Origin of the sequence: Rhodanobacter ginsengiterrae (assembly GCF_050026815.1) — a bacterium.
In the GTDB taxonomy this organism is placed as follows: Bacteria; Pseudomonadota; Gammaproteobacteria; order Xanthomonadales; family Rhodanobacteraceae; genus Rhodanobacter; species Rhodanobacter ginsengiterrae.
This window is the reverse complement of sequence record NZ_JALBWO010000054.1, coordinates 23,182-39,582: the sequence shown is the minus strand read 5'-3', so window position 1 is coordinate 39,582 and position 16,401 is coordinate 23,182. Positions and strand designations below refer to the sequence as shown.

The following is a 16,401-nucleotide window of genomic DNA, read 5'->3' as shown; positions in this document are numbered from 1 at the left end:
GGGGCAGCATGTATCGGAAGATTGCACGGTGTTGCTTGATCAGGACACAGGTCTCCCATCCTGAATCCATAGAGGAGATGGCGGGGCGCCGCCAAGCCGGGAATCCGGATCGGCGGCGTGCGGTGTCGCGCTGGCGTCGGCGGTCACCCGGTCCTGGCGCAACACTTGTTCGATCACTTCGACTTGCTCCGGGCTTCCATGCGGCGCGGTGAGGATGGGGGAGACCAGCGAGATCAGTCGCGCCAGCAGCTCGGCATCGTTGATCGCCTCGCCCTTGCTGATGCTGGCGATCAGTTGCTGCATGTCTTCTCCGGCCAGCATGCCGGAGAGCGCCTTCAAGGCGAAATGCAGGCGCAGTCCGAGTTCGCCGCGTGGCAGTTCGGGCAGGGCGCGCGCGAACGCCTCGAAGAATCGCCCGGAAATCGATCGGTAATGCTGCTGCAGGTAATCCTGGATGAAGGGTGACGGGTCGCTGTAGACCCGTCCAAGCAGGCGCATGAAGGCCGGCCCCGATGCACTTCCGTGACCGAGCCTGAAAGCCGGCACAAACAGCATGGCCAGCACCGCGCGCGCGTCCAGGCCGTCGGGTTGCTGCCGTTCGCAGGCGGTCAGCAACTGCAGGCGCTCGCGGTTGAGTCGGTCCAGTCGCTGTGACAGCAGTTCCTGGACCAGCGCCTCCTTGCTGCCGAAGTGGTAATTCACGGCAGCAAGGTTGGCACCGGCCCGCGCGGTGATATGGCGCAGCGACATGGCCTCATAGCCACCCTCGATGAACAGCCACTCGGTCGCCTCGAGCAGTCGCTTGCGGGTATCACTGGGATTGGTGCGCTGCGTCGGACTCAAGAAGTCTGCCCCATGACGGCGCCGCTCCTGGAGCTGACGCCTGCTTCAAATCAAGGATTGAAACACGTGTATGGAAGCTAGCGTCGCGCCCGAAACCGGGCAAGCTGCAGTGCAAGGTGATCATGGGGTGCGGGCCTGGCCAGCTGGCCGGAGCCCGCAAACCCTGCTGGCCCATGATCCGGCTTGAATCGAAGCATGAAATGGAGAGCGTCAAACAGCAAAAGGGCCAGACGAATCCGGCCCTTTTGCTGCGGTGCATGGTGATTCTTGGCTGGTGCTTGACGGCAACGCCGTCAATTCGCCTTCTTTTTCGCCAGGCGCAGCCAGGTGTCGACCACGGTGTCGGGGTTCAGCGACAGCGATTCGATGCCCTGTTCCATCAGCCATTCGGCCAAGTCCGGATGGTCGCTGGGTCCCTGGCCGCAGATGCCGATGTACTTGCCCTTGGCGCGGGCGGTCTTGATCGCCATCGACAGCAGCTTCTTCACCGCCGGGTCGCGCTCGTCGAACAGGCTGGCCACGATGCTGGAGTCGCGGTCCAGGCCCAGGGTGAGCTGGGTGAGGTCGTTGGAGCCGATCGAGAAGCCGTCGAAGATGTCGAGGAATTCATCGGCGAGCAGGGCGTTCGAGGGCACCTCGCACATCATGATGACTTTCAGGTCGTGCTCACCCTGCTTGAGGCCGTTCTTCGCCAGCACCTCGATCACCTTGCGGCCTTCGCCGAGCGTGCGCACGAACGGGATCATCACCCAGACGTTGTCCAGGCCCATCACCTCGCGCACGCGCTTGACCGCCTTGCACTCCAGTCCGAAGGCCTCGGCAAAGCTGGGGTCGACGTAGCGGCTGGCGCCGCGGAAACCGATCATCGGGTTTTCTTCATGCGGCTCGTAGCGCGAACCACCGAGCAGGCCGGCGTATTCGTTCGACTTGAAGTCGGACAGCCGCACGATCACCGGCTTCGGATACACCGACGCGGCGATGGTGGCGATGCCTTCGGCCAGACGGTCGACGTAGAACTCGACCGGACCGGCGTAGCCGGCAATGCGCTCGTCGATCTTCGCCTTCGTCTCGGCGTCCTGCTTGGCGTATTCCAGCAACGCCTTCGGATGCACGCCTATGTGACTGGCGATGATCATTTCCAGGCGTGCCAGGCCGATGCCGGCATTCGGCAGCATGCCGAAATCGAACGCGCGCTCGGGGTTGGCCACGTTCATCATGATTTTCAGCGGTGCGTCGGGCATGTCACCGAGGTCGGCGGTAATCCGCTCGAACTTCAGGATGCCCTCGTAAATCGTGCCGGTGTCGCCCTCGGCGCACGACACGGTCACCTCGGCGCCATCGGGGATCAGCTCCAGTGCATTGCCGGTGCCGACCACGGCGGGCACGCCCAGCTCGCGCGCAATGATCGCCGCATGGCAGGTACGCCCGCCGCGGTTGGTGACGATGGCAGAGGCGCGCTTCATCACCGGCTCCCAATCGGGATCGGTCATGTCGGCGATCAGCACGTCACCGGCCTGCACCTTGTTCATGTCCGACAGCGAGCGGATCACGCGCGCCTTGCCCGCGCCGATCTTCTGGCCGATGGAACGGCCCTCGGCCAGCACCTTGCCCTTTTCGCTGAGGTGGAAGCGCTCGAGCTGGGTGGCGTGCGAGCGTGACTTCACCGTTTCCGGGCGTGCCTGCACGATGTAGATCTTGCCGGTGTGGCCGTCCTTCGCCCACTCGATGTCCATCGGGCGGTCGTAATGCTTTTCGATGATCAGCGACTGCCGCGCCAGCTCCTGCACATCCTCGTCGTTGATGCAGAACTTGTTGCGCAGGTCCGCCGGAGTGTCCTCGGTCCTGACGCGCTCGCCCGGTGCGCTGGAATAGACCATGCGCAACTGCTTGGCGCCGAGATTGCGACGCAGCACGGCCGGCTTGCCCTGACGCAGCGTGGGCTTGAATACGTAGAACTCGTCCGGGTTGACCGCACCCTGCACGACCATCTCGCCCAAGCCGTAGGAGCCGGTGACGAACACCACGTCGCGGAAACCCGATTCGGTGTCCAGCGTGAACAGCACGCCGGAGGCACCCACGTCCGAGCGCACCATCAGCTGCACGCCGGCGGAAAGGAACACCTCCTCGTGCTTGAAGCCCTGGTGTACGCGATAGGCGATGGCGCGGTCGTTGTACAACGAAGCGAAGACTTCCTTGACCTTGTGCAGTACGTCATCGATGCCGATCACGTTGAGGAAGGTTTCCTGCTGACCGGCGAACGAGGCGTCGGGCAGGTCCTCGGCGGTGGCCGACGAGCGCACCGCGACGGCGATGTCGGGATATTTTTGCGATCGTCCCTGATCGCCAGAATCAAAAACCGGTGATCCATCGCCGGACTTTTCAACAGGAGCGGCGTCCTTGCACAGCTTGATGTAGGCATCGCGGATCGCCTGCTCGAGTTCGCCGGGCAGGGCGGTGTCGACGATCCAGCCACGGATTTCCTTGCCGGCCGCGACCAGGGTGTCGACGTCGTCGACATCGAGGTGCTCCAGTCGATCCTGGATGCGCCTGGCCAGCCCGCTCTTCTGCAGATACTGCTGGAACGCGTCGGCGGTGGTGGCGAAACCACCCGGCACGGAGACACCCAGTTTGGCCAGGTTGCCGATCATCTCGCCCAGCGAGGCGTTCTTGCCGCCAACCTTGCCCAGGTCAGTCATGCGCAGTTGGTCGAGCCAAAGCACCAGATCGTTCAAGGGTGTCTCCTTTTGGGGAAGCGTTGCGGATAGTGGAATGGGCGCGACATGCAAGCCCGAAGCGGTTTGCAAAGAACTGGTATTGTCCGCTGCGGATGGTGCGCAGCACAAGAAGACCATTGCAGGCAGATGCCATTCCAACGGGATACCAGTCAGCTGGCAGTACATTTTGACCGCCGGATTTCCGACCTGTTTCCGGCCGGGTTGGCCCGCTTCATCGCGCACCTGAGGCGGCAGGATGGATCTCGCAACCTGCTAAGGTTTGGCCAGACGCCATCCGCCATCAGGGCCTCGCATGCAACGAACCGTATTCTTCATCTCGGACTCCACCGGCATCACGGCCGAGACCATCGGCAACAGCATTCTTGCCCAGTTCGAAGGCGTGCAATTCGACAAGCACCGGTTGCCGTTCACCGACAATGCGCACAAGGCGGAGACTGCCGCTCTGCGCATCAAGACCAACTACGCGCAGAGCGGCCAGCGCCCGATCGTGGTCAATACCATGGCCGATCGTGCCTTGTGCGACATCGTTGCCGCCAGTGGTGCACTGATGCTGGACGTGTTTGCGCCCTTCATCGGCCGGCTCGAGGACGAGCTGTCCACCAAGCGCTCGGGTGCGGTCAACCGCTCGCACGGCATGGTCGATTTCGACAAGTACGAGGCGCGCATCAACGCCACCAACTACGCGTTGTCGCATGACGACGGCATCGATGTGAACTACGCCGAAGCTGACCTGATCCTGGTTGGCGTGTCCCGCTCGGGCAAGACGCCCACCTGCCTCTACATGGCCTTGCATTACGGCGTCAGCGCCGCCAACTATCCGCTGACCGACGATGACCTCGAAAAGCTCGAACTGCCGGCCCGCCTGCGCCCGTACAAGGATCGGCTGTTTGGCCTCACCATTGATCCGGTGCGTCTTGCGCAGATCCGCGAACAGCGCCGTGCCGGCAGCCGTTACGCCACCCTGCAGCAATGTCGCTGGGAGCTGGAGCAGGCCGATCGACTGATGCGTCAGGCCGGCATTCCCAGCCTCAACACCACGCATGTATCGATCGAGGAGATTGCCAGCAAGATCTTCGACCGCTTCGGCATCGAACGCACCATGTTCTGACACCTTGGATCACCGAATGGAGTTCTCCTGCCCCCGATGAGCGCCGTACTGGACAATCGCCGCAACCTGCTGCCGGGACGATTCGAGTTCCTGATGGGGTTGTATGCGGAGAACTATCATCGCCTGACCCGGCTGTTCCAGCCGCAGCAACTGGCGCCTGGCCGCTACATATCGAACGTCGACGATGGCCTCGACGTACACCTGTCCGTGCAGGAGCGCCATCCGTACACGCTGGAGCTGGAACTCACCTACGATTTCGTCGACGCCGACACCGGCCAGCGCTCGCCCTCGGCGCAATTGCGCATGTATACCGACGCCCATGTGGCCGAAGCCCTGCATTGCCATCCCGGGCGGCATCTGTGGCAAGTGCTGGGGCCGTTCTCGCCAGCGCATACCGTGTTTCAGCATCGCCTGCGTATGAATGGCTTCCTGTCGCGCTGGCTGGAATACCTGGCCGAACAGGGACACTCCGCGGGCACGCTGACGCCGCAATCGCAGTTGTGCGAGGGTGGTCGGGAATAGGGGTTCCATTGAAGAGTGCAGCCATGGATCGCTGCTTGTTGATCTTTGCGCAGATGGAAGGGCGCACAAGGTCATGCCAACAAAAAGCCCGCGCAAGGCGGGCTTCTTGTTGGAATAGTGGCGGAGTGGACGGGACTCGAACCCGCGACCTCCGGCGTGACAGGCCAGCATTCTAACCAACTGAACTACCACTCCGCATTTTGTTGCATCTTCCAGCTTTGCGAGCCAACTTGGCGTCCCCACGGGGATTCGAACCCCGGTGTCCACCGTGAAAGGGTGGTGTCCTAGGCCTCTAGACGATGGGGACAATTCAAGTTGGTGGAGCCAGGCGGGATCGAACCGCCGACCTCCTGCATGCCATGCAGGCGCTCTCCCAGCTGAGCTATGGCCCCGCCGCTGGAAGCCGAGAAGAATAGGTGCGAGCCGGATATCCGTCAAGCTTTTTTTCACATTCTTGATCGGTAGTGTTTCATTCCCAACGCGGTGTTCAGCGAGCGGGCGAGTGCCGCGTGTCATTCGTTTAAGCTGGAGCGATCCATCGCGTTCCAGAAGAGTTGTCGAATGCACGAAATCGGCTTCATTCGCGATCTTGCCATCGTCATGATCGTGGCGGGCGCCACCACGGTGGTGTTCCAGCGGATGCGGCAACCGGTGCTGCTGGGATACATCCTGGCCGGTGTGCTGATCGGCCCCCATACGCCCGGCGTACTGGTGGGCGACGCGCGCGCCATCGACGACATTTCCAATCTTGGCGTGGTGTTGCTGATGTTCACGCTGGGTCTGGAGTTCAGCGTGCGCAAGCTGCGCGAAGTGGGCATCGGCGTGCTTGCGGTGGCAGTCGCCGAAGTCGCGCTGATGCTGTGGATCGGCTACGGCATCGGCGGCCTGTTCGGCTGGTCCGGCACGGATGCGCTGTTCCTCGGTGCGATCATCTCGCTGTCTTCGACCATGGTCGCCACCCGCACGCTGTCCGAGTCGGGCCAGCGCGAGCAGAAATTTGCGCAGCTGGTGACGGGCCTGCTGGTGGCCGAAGACATGCTGGCGATCGTGATGCTTACCCTGCTTACGGCGGTGGCGATCGGCGGCTCGGTGGAGGCCGAGACGGCGTTCACCCTGATCGGGCACCTGGGGTTGTTCGTGATCGTGGGCATGATCCTGGGACTGCTCCTGCTGCCGCGCCTGGTGGACTACGTCGCCAGCTTCGAGCGCGACGAGACGCTGCTGGTCAGCGTGCTCGGCATCTGTTTTGGTGCCAGCCTGTTTGCCGCGTGGATGGGTTTCAGCGTGGCTCTGGGTGCCTTCCTGGCAGGCGCCATCGTGGCCGAGTCGCGTAGCGTGAACCGCGTGCTGCATCTGGTGGAGCCGTTGCGTGACATGTTCGCCGCACTGTTTTTCGTGGCGATCGGATTGAAGATTGACCCCGCCATGCTGCTGCAATATGCATTGCCCGCCTTGCTCATTGCCGCGGTCGTCATCGTCGGCAAGACCGTGGCTTGCAGCCTTGGCGTATTCATCGTGGGTCACGACACGCGCACCGCACTGCGCTCGGGACTGGGCATGGCGCAGATCGGCGAATTCTCGTTCGTGATCGCCGCGCTGGGTCTTTCGCTCGGGGTGCTCAGTGACTTCATCTACCCGATCGCGGTGGCGGTTTCCGTGCTGTGCATGGCGGCATCGCCCTATCTGAACCGCTCCTCCGACCGGTTGGCCAACGGTTTGCGTCGAGTGACGCCGCGCTCATTGAGGCTGCTGGCGAGCAGCTACAGCGGCTGGCTGGAAAACCTCAAGCCGGTCAACGAGAACGCAGCCATCGCGGCCATTTTCCGGCGCCTGCTCTGGCACATCGGCATCAACATCCTGCTGGTGGTGGCGCTGTTCATCGTGGGCGCCTATATCAATGCGCACAACTGGAGCTGGTTCTCGATGCTGGGCATCGACCGGGACCTGCGTCATACCCTGATCTGGGCCTGCGCGCTGTTTCTTTCGCTGCCGATGCTCATCGCCGTGTACCGCAAGGCGGAGGCGCTGGGCATGGTGCTGGCTGAACTCGGCATCGGCGAGCGATTGGCCGGTTCCTATACACAGGCCATTCGCAACGTGCTGGCCAGGATCATCCCGCTGGCCACGCTGCTGGCGCTGGCGCTGCTGGTCAGTGCGCTCAGTTCGGCGATCCTGCCGCCGCGAGGAATTGCGCTGTCGCTGGTGGCGCTGGTCGTGGTGGTGGCGGTGGTGTTGTGGCGAGGACTGGTGAGGATGCATGCCCGGCTGCAGGCGGCGCTGAAGGAAACCCTCGAGAAGCCTGATCCATGAGCTTGCGCGCACCATCGTCAACGGGCGTGGCGGGCGGGGTGATCGACCCTCCGCCGTGGTGCCGGAATGAACCTTTATCGCAAATGACGGTCTGATCGCCGGATCGTTGCCAAGATCCGACAAGCACCGCACAATGCGAGGCCTGCCTCCATCGGGGGGGCCCGGCCGGCAACGTCGGCACATCCATACATGAGGGAGTTACGAATGAAGCACTTTCTGCGTCCCACGCTGACAGCGGTCGCGATGGCCGTTGCGCTGGGCATGACGGCCGGCGTTGCCGCTCAGACGGCTGGCGCTGCCGCCCCCGTCGACAAGGCCAAGGCCAGCTACGTTGTGGGTTGGGAGATTGCTTCCCAGGTGCCACCGATCATGCGCGACGAGCTGGATCCGACGGCCGTGGCGAATGCCGTGAAGGCGGCCCTGTCCGGCCAGAAGCCGACCATGACCGACGCTGAAGCCAAGCAGGTGCACGACGCCTTCATGGCCAAGATCCAGGCCAAGTACCAGGCCGAGATGGCCAAGCTGGCGGCCAAGAACAAGGCCGAAGGCGATGCTTTCCTGGCCAAGAACAAGTCCGCACCGGGCGTGAAGACGACCGCTTCGGGCCTGCAGTATCAGGTGATCAGCCAGGGCACCGGTGCCCGTCCGGGTCCGAACGACACGGTCGAGATCAACTACACCGGCACCTTCGTCGACGGTCAGGTGTTCGACGCGTCGGCCAAGCACAACCCGCCGGGCCCGGCGAAGATTCCGCTGGCCGGCGTGATTCCGGGCTTTCGCGAAGGTCTGCAGTTGATGCAGGTGGGCGGTCACTACAAGCTGTTCATTCCGTCGTCCATTGCCTACGGTGCCGAACCGCAGCCGCCGATGCCGCCGAATGCCACGTTGATCTTCGACGTGACCCTGGTGAAGACGGGTCCGACCCCGGCAGGTGCCGCTCCGGGCGGCAAGTAATCGTCACCGGGTAATCGCCAGGGACAAACTGGCGCAGGTTTTCCGAAGGGGCGCGAAGCGATTCGCGCCCCTTCGCGTTTGCAGAATTCGCGATGACCGATTCGAAGCGGTCGCGCCGGCGGTTAGAATGGACGTCCAACTTTTGCGGGAATCGTCACGACGATGATGAATGTCACTATCTTCGGTACCGGTTATGTCGGCCTGGTCACCGGTGCCTGCCTGGCGGAAATGGGCAACAAGGTGGTTTGCGTCGACATCGACGCGGGCAAGGTCGAGCGTCTGAAGCGCGGCGAGATCCCGATCTTCGAGCCCGGGCTCGAAGCGATCGTGCAACGCAATCACGCCGGGGGCCGGCTCGATTTCACCACCGACGCTGCACCGGCGATCGCGCACGCCGAATTGATCTTCATCGCCGTCGGCACGCCACCGGACGAGGACGGCAGCGCCGACCTGCAATACGTGCAGGCGGTGGCGCGAACCATCGGCCGCCATCTCGATCGCTACGCGGTGGTGGTGAACAAGTCGACCGTGCCGGTGGGCACCGCCGACCGCGTGCGTGAGGCCATCGATGGCGAATTGAAGGCGCGCAACGCGGCGGTGGAGTTCGACGTGGTTTCCAACCCGGAGTTCCTCAAGGAAGGCGCGGCGGTGGAAGACTGCCTGCGCCCCGATCGCATCGTCGTGGGAGCTTCCAGCGCGCGCGCGGTGGCGCTGCTGCGCAAGCTGTATGCGCCGTTCAACCGCAACCACGACCGCATGGTGGTGATGGACGAGCGTTCGGCCGAGCTGACCAAGTACGCCGCCAACGCGATGCTGGCGACCAAGATCAGTTTCATGAACGAGATCGCGAACATTGCCGAGCGGGTAGGCGCCGACGTGGAACTGGTGCGGCAGGGCATCGGCTCGGATCCGCGCATCGGCTACAGCTTCATCTACCCGGGCGCCGGTTACGGCGGTTCATGTTTTCCCAAGGACGTGCAGGCGCTGGAACGCACCGCTCACGCGCACGGTTATGACGCCCGCCTGCTCGGTGCGGTCGAGGCGGTCAATCGGCAGCAGAAGGGCAAGTTGTTCGAGCTGATCTCGCGGCACTTCAACGGTCACCTGGCGGGCCGCACGATCGCGCTGTGGGGCCTGGCGTTCAAGCCGAACACCGACGACATGCGCGAGGCCTCCAGTCGACGGTTGATGGAATTGCTGTGGGAAGCCGGCGCCAAGGTGCGTGCCTTCGATCCGGAGGCACGCGAGGAAACACAGCGGCTGTATGGCGCGCGCGCGGATCTGGTCCTGTGCGAGAACGCCATGGAAGCCCTGCAAGGTGCCGACGTGCTGGCGGTGGTCACCGAATGGAAGGCGTTCCGCAGCCCTGACTTTGCCGCCATCCATGCCGCCTTGAGCGAACCGGCGATCTTCGACGGCCGCAATCTGTATGATCCTGCCGTGGTGGAGGAGGCTGGCCTGGCCTATTACGGCATCGGGCGCGGGCGCAGCCTGCAGACGGCGCGATGAACGGAACGGACGACATGCTCGGGCAGCGGCTGGACGAGATGGAGGTCAAACTGACCTTCATCGACGAGGCCGTGCAGGCGCTGACCCACGCGGATGCCGACCAGTCGCAGCGGATCGCGGCATTGGAGCGTGCATTGCGCGACCTGCGGGGAGAGATGGCCTCGATGCGCGTCGCGCAAGGCAGCGACGCGCATGACGAGCCACCGCCGCCCCACTACTGATTTGAACTTGCGTCCCACGAATACGGAATACCCGCATGGCCGATTCCCTGCGCGATCAGCTGCTCAAGAGCGGCATCGTCAAACAGGTTCAACCCGAGCGTCCCCGCGAGCCGCGGCGCGCGCCGCCGCCCGGCCAGCCGGCGCGACGTGGCGGCAAGGCGTCCGCGCCTCCCGCGGCGGGCCGCAGCCAGCAGGATATCGACCTGGCCAAGGCGTATGCGCTGCGCGCGCAAACCGAGACGCGCGAACGCAAGCAAGTCGAACAGGAGGCGGCGGAGCAAGCCCGGCTGCGTCGTGAACGCAAACAGAAAATCCAGAAATTGCTCGAAGGCAAGGCGCTGAACAAGGCCGAGGCCGATCAGGCGCGCAATTTCGAATACGGCGGCAAGATCCGGCGCGTGCACGTCGATGCGGCACAGCTGGTAGCACTCAACGCCGGCGAACTGGGTGTGGTGCAGCACGCGGGTCGCTACCTGCTGGTAAGCGGCGAGACGGCCCGGCAGATTCGCGACATCGACCCGCAGCAGCTGGCCTTGCTGGTCGATCCGAATGCCTCCGGCATCGGTGACGACGGCGTGCCGGATGACCTGATGTGGTGATGCGCACACGGACGAAGGACCCGGCGGGCCGGGCGCTTCGTCCATGTCATTTGCCGGTGCTCAGCTGGCCGGGGCGGGCGGGAATTCGAAGCCGCTTTTTGCCAGCGCCGGATCGTCCCAGCCGTTCTTCGGCTTGAAGCGCTCGCCGTAGCGTTGCGCGAGCTCTTCGAGCCTGGCCTTGAGCTTGTCCACGCCCTCGCTGCGCACGTACTGGATCGGGCCGCCGCGGAACGGGGCGAAGCCGGTACCGAAGATCACCCCGGCGTCGAGCAGGTCGGCGTCGTCCACCACGCCGTCGGCAAGGCAGGCCATCGCCTCGTTGACCATCGGCAGGATCATCCGGTCGGCCAGATCGGGCGGCGTCACGTAATCGTCAGGGACCTGCGGCTTCTGCGGCTTGCCATCCTGCCACACGTACAAGCCCTGGCCGTCCTTCTTGCCGCGCTTGCCCGCCTCCAGCTTGTCGTCCAGGCCCGGCGGCAGTTCCAGGCCAAGGAACGGCGCCAGCTCGCGACCGACCGAAGCGCATACGTCCAGCCCCACGGTGTCGGCCAGTTCGATCGGGCCCATCGGCATGCCGAATTTCTTCGCCTCGCGATCCAGCACTGGGCCGGGAACGCCCTCGCTGTAAAGGCGCAGGGCTTCCAGCAGGTAGGGCATCAGGATGCGATTGACCAGGAAGCCCGGCGTGCCCTTGACCGCCACCGGCAACTTGCCGATGGCCTTGCAGAACGCCAGCGCGCGCTTCTCGATCAGCGGGTCGAGCCGGTCGTGCCGCACCACCTCCACCAGCGGCATCTGCGCCACCGGATTGAAGAAGTGCAGACCAAGGAAGCGCTGCGGTGCCGCGAGGTTCTTGCGCAGCTCGTCCAGCGGAATGCTCGAGGTATTGCTGGCCAGGATCTGCTCGGCCTGGAACTGCGGCTCGATGCTGGCGTAGAGCGCTTCCTTCGCCTCGGCGTTCTCGTAGATCGCCTCGATCGCCAGGTCGGCGGTGGCCACGCCGCTGCCACTGACGTCCGCGCGCAGCCGAAGCATCGCCGCTTCCACCTTCTCCGGCACCTTCAGTTTTTTCTCGTAGAGCGTGCGGGCGCGATCCAGCGCAGGCTGGATGAATTTCATCTCGCGATCCTGCAGGGTCACGTCGAACCCCTTGAACGCGGCCCAGGCAGCGATGTCGCCACCCATCACGCCGGCGCCCACCACGTGCACATGCCTGATCTGCGCGTCGGTGCCGCTGCCCTGGCTTTTCAGTCGCTCCTGCAGGAAGAAGATCCGGATCAGGTTCTGCGCGGTCGGCGTGTTCGCCAGCTTCGCCACCGAGCGGGCCTCGAGCTTCAGGCGCTGGCCGATGCCCGAGCCACCGCGCTTCCACACCTCGATCATCGCGAATGGCGCGGGGTAATGTTCCTTGCGCACCTTCGCGGCGGTCTGTTTCAGCATGATCGGTGCCAGGATCTGCCGTGCCAGCCAGGTGTTGCCGGCCCAGGCCTTGGCGCGGCGGGCGAACGGGCGGACCGCCGGACGGCGCAGCAACACCCGCGCCTCGCTCAGCAACTCCTCGGCGCGCGCCAGCCGGTCGACCACGCCCAGGCCCAGCGCGCGCTTCGCCGACAGCGACTTCCCGGTCAGCATCACCGGCAGCGCCTCGGTGGCGCCGATCAGCCGCGGCAGGCGCGCCGTGCCACCCCAGCCCGGATGGATGCCGAGCATCACTTCCGGCAGGGCGATCCGCGTTTTCTCGTCGTCGACGGCGATACGCTGGCGACAGGCCAGGATCAGTTCGGTGCCGCCGCCCATGCAGGCGCCGTGCACCGCCGCAACGGTGGGGCAGGGCAGGCGTGCCAGCGCCTCGTAGACGCGCTGGCCGTGCTCGATGTTCTCCAGCACCGTGTCATGTCTGGCGTACTCGATGAATTCCTTGACGTCGGCACCCACCGCAAACCCCGCAGGCTTGGCCGAATGGATGATGACCCCGGCGGGTTTCTCGATGGCCAGCCGTTCGACGATCTGCTCGAGTTCGTCCAGCACCGCACGGGAGATCGCATTGACGCTGCTGCCGGCACGGTCGAGAGTCAGCGTGACGACGCCATCCTCGCCCTCGCTGGTCTTCCAGTGGTTGAAGCGCAATCCTTCGAACATGGGGAGATACGGTGTGATGGAGGAGGCCTGAACCATACCGTCCTGACGCCATGATTGCGAGATGTGATACATCTGCTTGACCCTGCGTCGGCGCCGGTGTGAAATCGGGGACGCTTGCGTGGAAACGCTTGTCGCAGAGGGTCTGCCACCCCCGGCGTGCAAACAGGCGGCGTCACCGGACGGGCGATCGCAGGGACAGGGAATGATCCATCGAGCTTCAACGAACGCCGCCACCGCTGCACTTGACCCCGCTTGCCATCCGGGCAGTCGTGTCCGGGTGAGCTCCACCGTTTCATCGCCGCTGCACGGGGACGCAATGATTTCAACAATGGCCTCGGTCCCAGCGCAAGCCGGCAATGAGATCTTCGAACGTATCCTGGCCGCGCCCGGTGGACTGGTCGTGCTGGACAGCAAGGACGTCCATGCGCTGATCGAGCAGTTTCGGGCGATTGCGCGGCACACCGGCCAGGCGGTCTATCTCTGGCAGCCCGATACCGGTCTGGGCAGCCTGCGCGATGCCCACGTGCGCGTGCCGGATTGCCAGCGGCTGGGCAATGCCCTGCGATACATGCAGCAAAGCATGCATTTCGGCGTCTACTTCCTGCTTGGGCTGGAGCTGCCGCTGTCGGCGATGGATGCCACCTTGCTGCGCCAGCTCGCGCGCGCACCCAAGGGACACTTGCGACGGGTGGTGCTGATTGATGCACCCGCCGCCTTGGCCGAACACCTGGGTGATCTGGCGATGCACATCGGCAGCGAAGACAGTCAGCCGCGGCGGTTGCGCCTGCGTGACGGTCGCTGGCTGGTCTGAGGCAGGTATCACGATGAATTCCGGCATTCTGGTCGTCGCCGCGCAGCGTGAATTGCGCCGCAACCTGTTCGATGCGCTCGACCAGGCGGGCTACCCGCAGATTTACAGCGCTCGCGATGTTCCGCATGCGGCCATCCTGCTGGAGGGGCGGCCGCCGTTGCCGCCCCTGCAGTTGATGGTGCTGGTGCTGGCGGGCGACAAGCAGCAGGCGCGTCAAGCCTGTGAGCAGATGCGGCACCTGCCGGGCGCCACCGAGACACCGTTGATCGTCGTGCTGGCGGACGAGGCCACCTTCGGTCCCGACGACCTTCCGGGCGGAATCGCCGACTGGCTTTCCGCGTGGAACATCTCCGACGAACTCATTCCGCGCTGGCGGCGTTCGCAGGCCAACGATCGTTCGGCTTCACGAGCCGCGGGTCCCGTGGCGGAGCTTTCGGCTCAGCGCGACGATTATCAGTTCATCTTCGAGGAGGGCGACAGTGAATGGTTGATCGCCGACCTCGCGAGTGGACGTCTGCTGGAAGTCAGCCCCACGGTGGCCCGGCACAGCCGGATTCATGCCGAGCAGTGGAAGGGCCTGCCCCTGACGCAGGTGTTGCGCTTCGAGGGCATCACGATCAGCCAGGTGCTGGCCGAGGCCAACCGCAACTGGTATCCGTGCCAGCGCAAATCGGCGCAGGGCGCGGATACCGGCCAGGCCAGCGTGCGGCGCATCCGGCACGCCGGTCGCGACGCGCTGGCCCTGATCTTCCGCAGCGACCGTGCCGACCTGCGGGCCGAAGCAGCGCTGTCGCTGCTTTCGCGCATCTTTGCCTCGACCAGTGGTGTCGACGCGCAGACCGCGGCAAGCCGGTTGTTGTTCGACGAGCTCGGGCTGGATTATCTGGCGGTCTGGTCGGCGCGGCACGAAGGCGTCGACGCGCCCAGCCAGCTGCTGCAGTTGTGGAGCGGCGAAGAGCTGACATGGCCGCCGGTACAGTTGCAGACCTCGCTGCAACTGGTGCTTGCCGGCAAGCCGATCCTGTATCGCGCCGATGCCAAGCGGCTGGCGCCGATCGACCCCTTGCTGCAGCAGCTTGAGCTGGCCGGTTTTGCCGGTATTCCGCTGTACGACGAACGCCACACCGTGCTGGGCGCGATGCTGGCTGGCAGCCGCCGCGGATTCGGCGAGATGAGCATCATCGAGCCGGTATTGCGCTGCGCTGCCGCGCGCTTTGCGCAGATCCTGGAACTGGGCCGCACGCGCGAGCAGGGTCGTGCCGAGGGCCTGGTCGATGCGCTGACCGGACTGCCGAACCGTCTGCTGTTCAATGATCGACTCGACACGATCATCCGCGAGGCGACCCGCAACGGCGAATGCTTTGCGGTGCTGTTCGTCGACCTCGACCGTTTCAAGGCGATCAACGACACCTACGGCCATGACGCCGGCGACCAGGTGTTGCGCACGGTCACCCAGCGCCTGTGCGGAAGCGTCCGCGCTTCCGATACGGTGGCGCGCTATGCCGGCGACGAATTCACCGTGGTGCTGCGCCACATCGTCAAGAACGACGACGTGATGCGCGTGGCCGAAAAGATCGTGCAGGTGATGGAGACGCCACTGTACCTGGAGGACGGCACCGAGCTGCAGGTGACCGCTTCGATGGGACTGAGCTTCTTCCCGGATGACGCCGGTGACACGGCGACCCTGCTCAAGCATGCCGACGAGGCGATGTACGCGGCCAAGCACCAGGGTCGCAATACCTTCCAGATCTATGAAATCAGCCCGGAGTACGCCCAGCAACATGGCATGGCGCTGAAGACCCGGCTGCGCCACGCCGAAGGCAATGGCGAGCTGCGCGTGGTCTATCAGCCGCAGGTCAACACCGAGACCGAGGACATCGTGGGGATGGAGGCGCTGGTGCGCTGGGAGCATCCCGAGCTGGGCATGATCAGCCCGGCGGTATTCATCCCGCTGGCCGAGGAGTCCGGACTGATCGTCTCGATCGGCGAATGGGTGATGCGTACCGCCTGCCGCCAGGCGAAGGAATGGGAGCAGCGCTACGGCCTGCGCCTGCGGCTCGGGGTGAACCTGTCCGCGGTGCAGTTGATGGAACCGCAATTGCTGGAGACGGTGGCCGCGGTGCTGCGCGATACCGGGCTGGATCCCACCTTGCTGGAGATGGAAGTCACCGAGAGCATCAGCATCAAGGAGGCGCCCAACCTGGTCGAAAATCTGCATGCCCTGCACAGACTCGGCTGCCGCATCGCGATCGACGATTTCGGCACCGGCGCGGCCTCGCTGGATTACCTGCGGCGGTTGCCGGCCGACCGCATCAAGATCGACCAGAGCTTCGTGCGCAACATCGGCGTGGACCCCGACGACGAGGCGATCGTGCGCGCCACCATCGAAATGGCGCACCGGCTGAATCGGGAGGTGGTCGCCGAAGGCGTGGAAATCGAGCAACACCTGCAGTTCCTGCGCACCCACGGCTGCGATGAACTGCAGGGTTATCTGTTCTGTCGCCCCTTGCAGCCCGTCAGCTTCGACAAGCTGCTGGCCGAACGGAAGCGGCTGCTGGAAGGGCGCGCGGCCGAACTGGCTTGAGCGGGCGCGCGGCGCCCCCATGAATGGCCAGAGCGCATCGCTGCTGCAGGGGAACTGGTTCGG

12 protein-coding genes and 3 tRNA genes are annotated in these 16,401 nt (G+C 64.5%); 9 read left to right on the top strand and 6 right to left on the bottom strand.

Annotated elements, in window-relative coordinates:
• Positions 1–39: 39 nt before the first annotated feature.
• Both ACQGNJ_RS10010 and ppsA read right to left on the bottom strand, forming a co-directional pair.
• Positions 40–843 (bottom strand): TetR/AcrR family transcriptional regulator, encoded by an 804-nt coding sequence (locus ACQGNJ_RS10010; RefSeq protein WP_426689101.1) that lies wholly within the window; start codon positions 841–843, stop codon positions 40–42.
• Between the two features lie 293 nt (positions 844–1,136).
• Complete coding sequence (ppsA, locus tag ACQGNJ_RS10005) at positions 1,137–3,575, bottom strand: phosphoenolpyruvate synthase (RefSeq protein ID WP_426689100.1); 2,439 nt, start codon at positions 3,573–3,575, stop codon at positions 1,137–1,139.
• Positions 3,576–3,870: 295 nt separating this feature from the next.
• Here ppsA and ppsR point away from each other — a divergent pair, with 295 nt between their 5' ends.
• Together ppsR and ACQGNJ_RS09995 are read left to right on the top strand one after the other, a co-directional pair.
• Positions 3,871–4,686 (top strand): posphoenolpyruvate synthetase regulatory kinase/phosphorylase PpsR, encoded by an 816-nt coding sequence (ppsR, locus tag ACQGNJ_RS10000; protein WP_426689099.1) that lies wholly within the window; start codon positions 3,871–3,873, stop codon positions 4,684–4,686.
• A gap of 36 nt (positions 4,687–4,722) precedes the next feature.
• On the top strand, positions 4,723–5,208 hold the full coding sequence (locus tag ACQGNJ_RS09995) for a DUF1249 domain-containing protein (RefSeq protein WP_426689098.1): 486 nt from the start codon (positions 4,723–4,725) through the stop codon (positions 5,206–5,208).
• 118 nt (positions 5,209–5,326) lie between these two features.
• Here the strand turns inward: ACQGNJ_RS09995 and ACQGNJ_RS09990 are convergent.
• The 3 genes from ACQGNJ_RS09990 to ACQGNJ_RS09980 form a co-directional block, all read right to left on the bottom strand.
• A tRNA-Asp gene (locus ACQGNJ_RS09990) sits at positions 5,327–5,403 on the bottom strand.
• 36 nt (positions 5,404–5,439) lie between these two features.
• A tRNA-Glu gene (locus tag ACQGNJ_RS09985) sits at positions 5,440–5,515 on the bottom strand.
• Between the two features lie 9 nt (positions 5,516–5,524).
• A tRNA-Ala gene (locus tag ACQGNJ_RS09980) sits at positions 5,525–5,600 on the bottom strand.
• A gap of 169 nt (positions 5,601–5,769) precedes the next feature.
• Between ACQGNJ_RS09980 and ACQGNJ_RS09975 the strand changes: the two genes are divergently transcribed.
• From ACQGNJ_RS09975 to ACQGNJ_RS09955, 5 genes are all read left to right on the top strand, one after another.
• Entirely contained in the window at positions 5,770–7,518 is a 1,749-nt protein-coding gene (locus ACQGNJ_RS09975) for a cation:proton antiporter (RefSeq protein ID WP_426689097.1), read from the top strand.
• Positions 7,519–7,722: 204 nt separating this feature from the next.
• Entirely contained in the window at positions 7,723–8,472 is a 750-nt protein-coding gene (locus tag ACQGNJ_RS09970) for an FKBP-type peptidyl-prolyl cis-trans isomerase N-terminal domain-containing protein (RefSeq protein WP_426689096.1), read from the top strand.
• A 165-nt stretch (positions 8,473–8,637) separates the two neighbouring features.
• Positions 8,638–9,981, top strand: a complete 1,344-nt coding sequence (locus tag ACQGNJ_RS09965) for a UDP-glucose dehydrogenase family protein (protein WP_426689303.1) — start codon at positions 8,638–8,640, stop codon at positions 9,979–9,981.
• The gene (locus ACQGNJ_RS09960) at positions 9,978–10,202 is read left to right on the top strand and encodes a SlyX family protein (protein ID WP_426689095.1); all 225 of its coding nucleotides are present in this window, start codon (positions 9,978–9,980) and stop codon (positions 10,200–10,202) included. The genes ACQGNJ_RS09965 and ACQGNJ_RS09960 overlap by 4 nt, the downstream gene beginning before the upstream one ends.
• Before the next feature lie 35 nt (positions 10,203–10,237).
• Positions 10,238–10,801, top strand: a complete 564-nt coding sequence (locus ACQGNJ_RS09955) for a DUF2058 domain-containing protein (RefSeq protein ID WP_426689094.1) — start codon at positions 10,238–10,240, stop codon at positions 10,799–10,801.
• Between the two features lie 60 nt (positions 10,802–10,861).
• Here the strand turns inward: ACQGNJ_RS09955 and ACQGNJ_RS09950 are convergent, their stop codons facing one another.
• A complete protein-coding gene (locus ACQGNJ_RS09950) occupies positions 10,862–12,943 on the bottom strand; it encodes a 3-hydroxyacyl-CoA dehydrogenase NAD-binding domain-containing protein (RefSeq protein WP_426689093.1) in 2,082 nt (693 codons plus the stop codon).
• A gap of 316 nt (positions 12,944–13,259) precedes the next feature.
• Between ACQGNJ_RS09950 and ACQGNJ_RS09945 the strand changes: the two genes are divergently transcribed.
• Positions 13,260–13,754 (top strand): hypothetical protein, encoded by a 495-nt coding sequence (locus ACQGNJ_RS09945; RefSeq protein ID WP_426689092.1) that lies wholly within the window; start codon positions 13,260–13,262, stop codon positions 13,752–13,754.
• A gap of 13 nt (positions 13,755–13,767) precedes the next feature.
• Positions 13,768–16,338: a putative bifunctional diguanylate cyclase/phosphodiesterase gene (locus ACQGNJ_RS09940; RefSeq protein WP_426689091.1), complete on the top strand. Its 2,571-nt coding sequence runs from the start codon at positions 13,768–13,770 to the stop codon at positions 16,336–16,338.
• Positions 16,339–16,401: the final 63 nt, after the last annotated feature.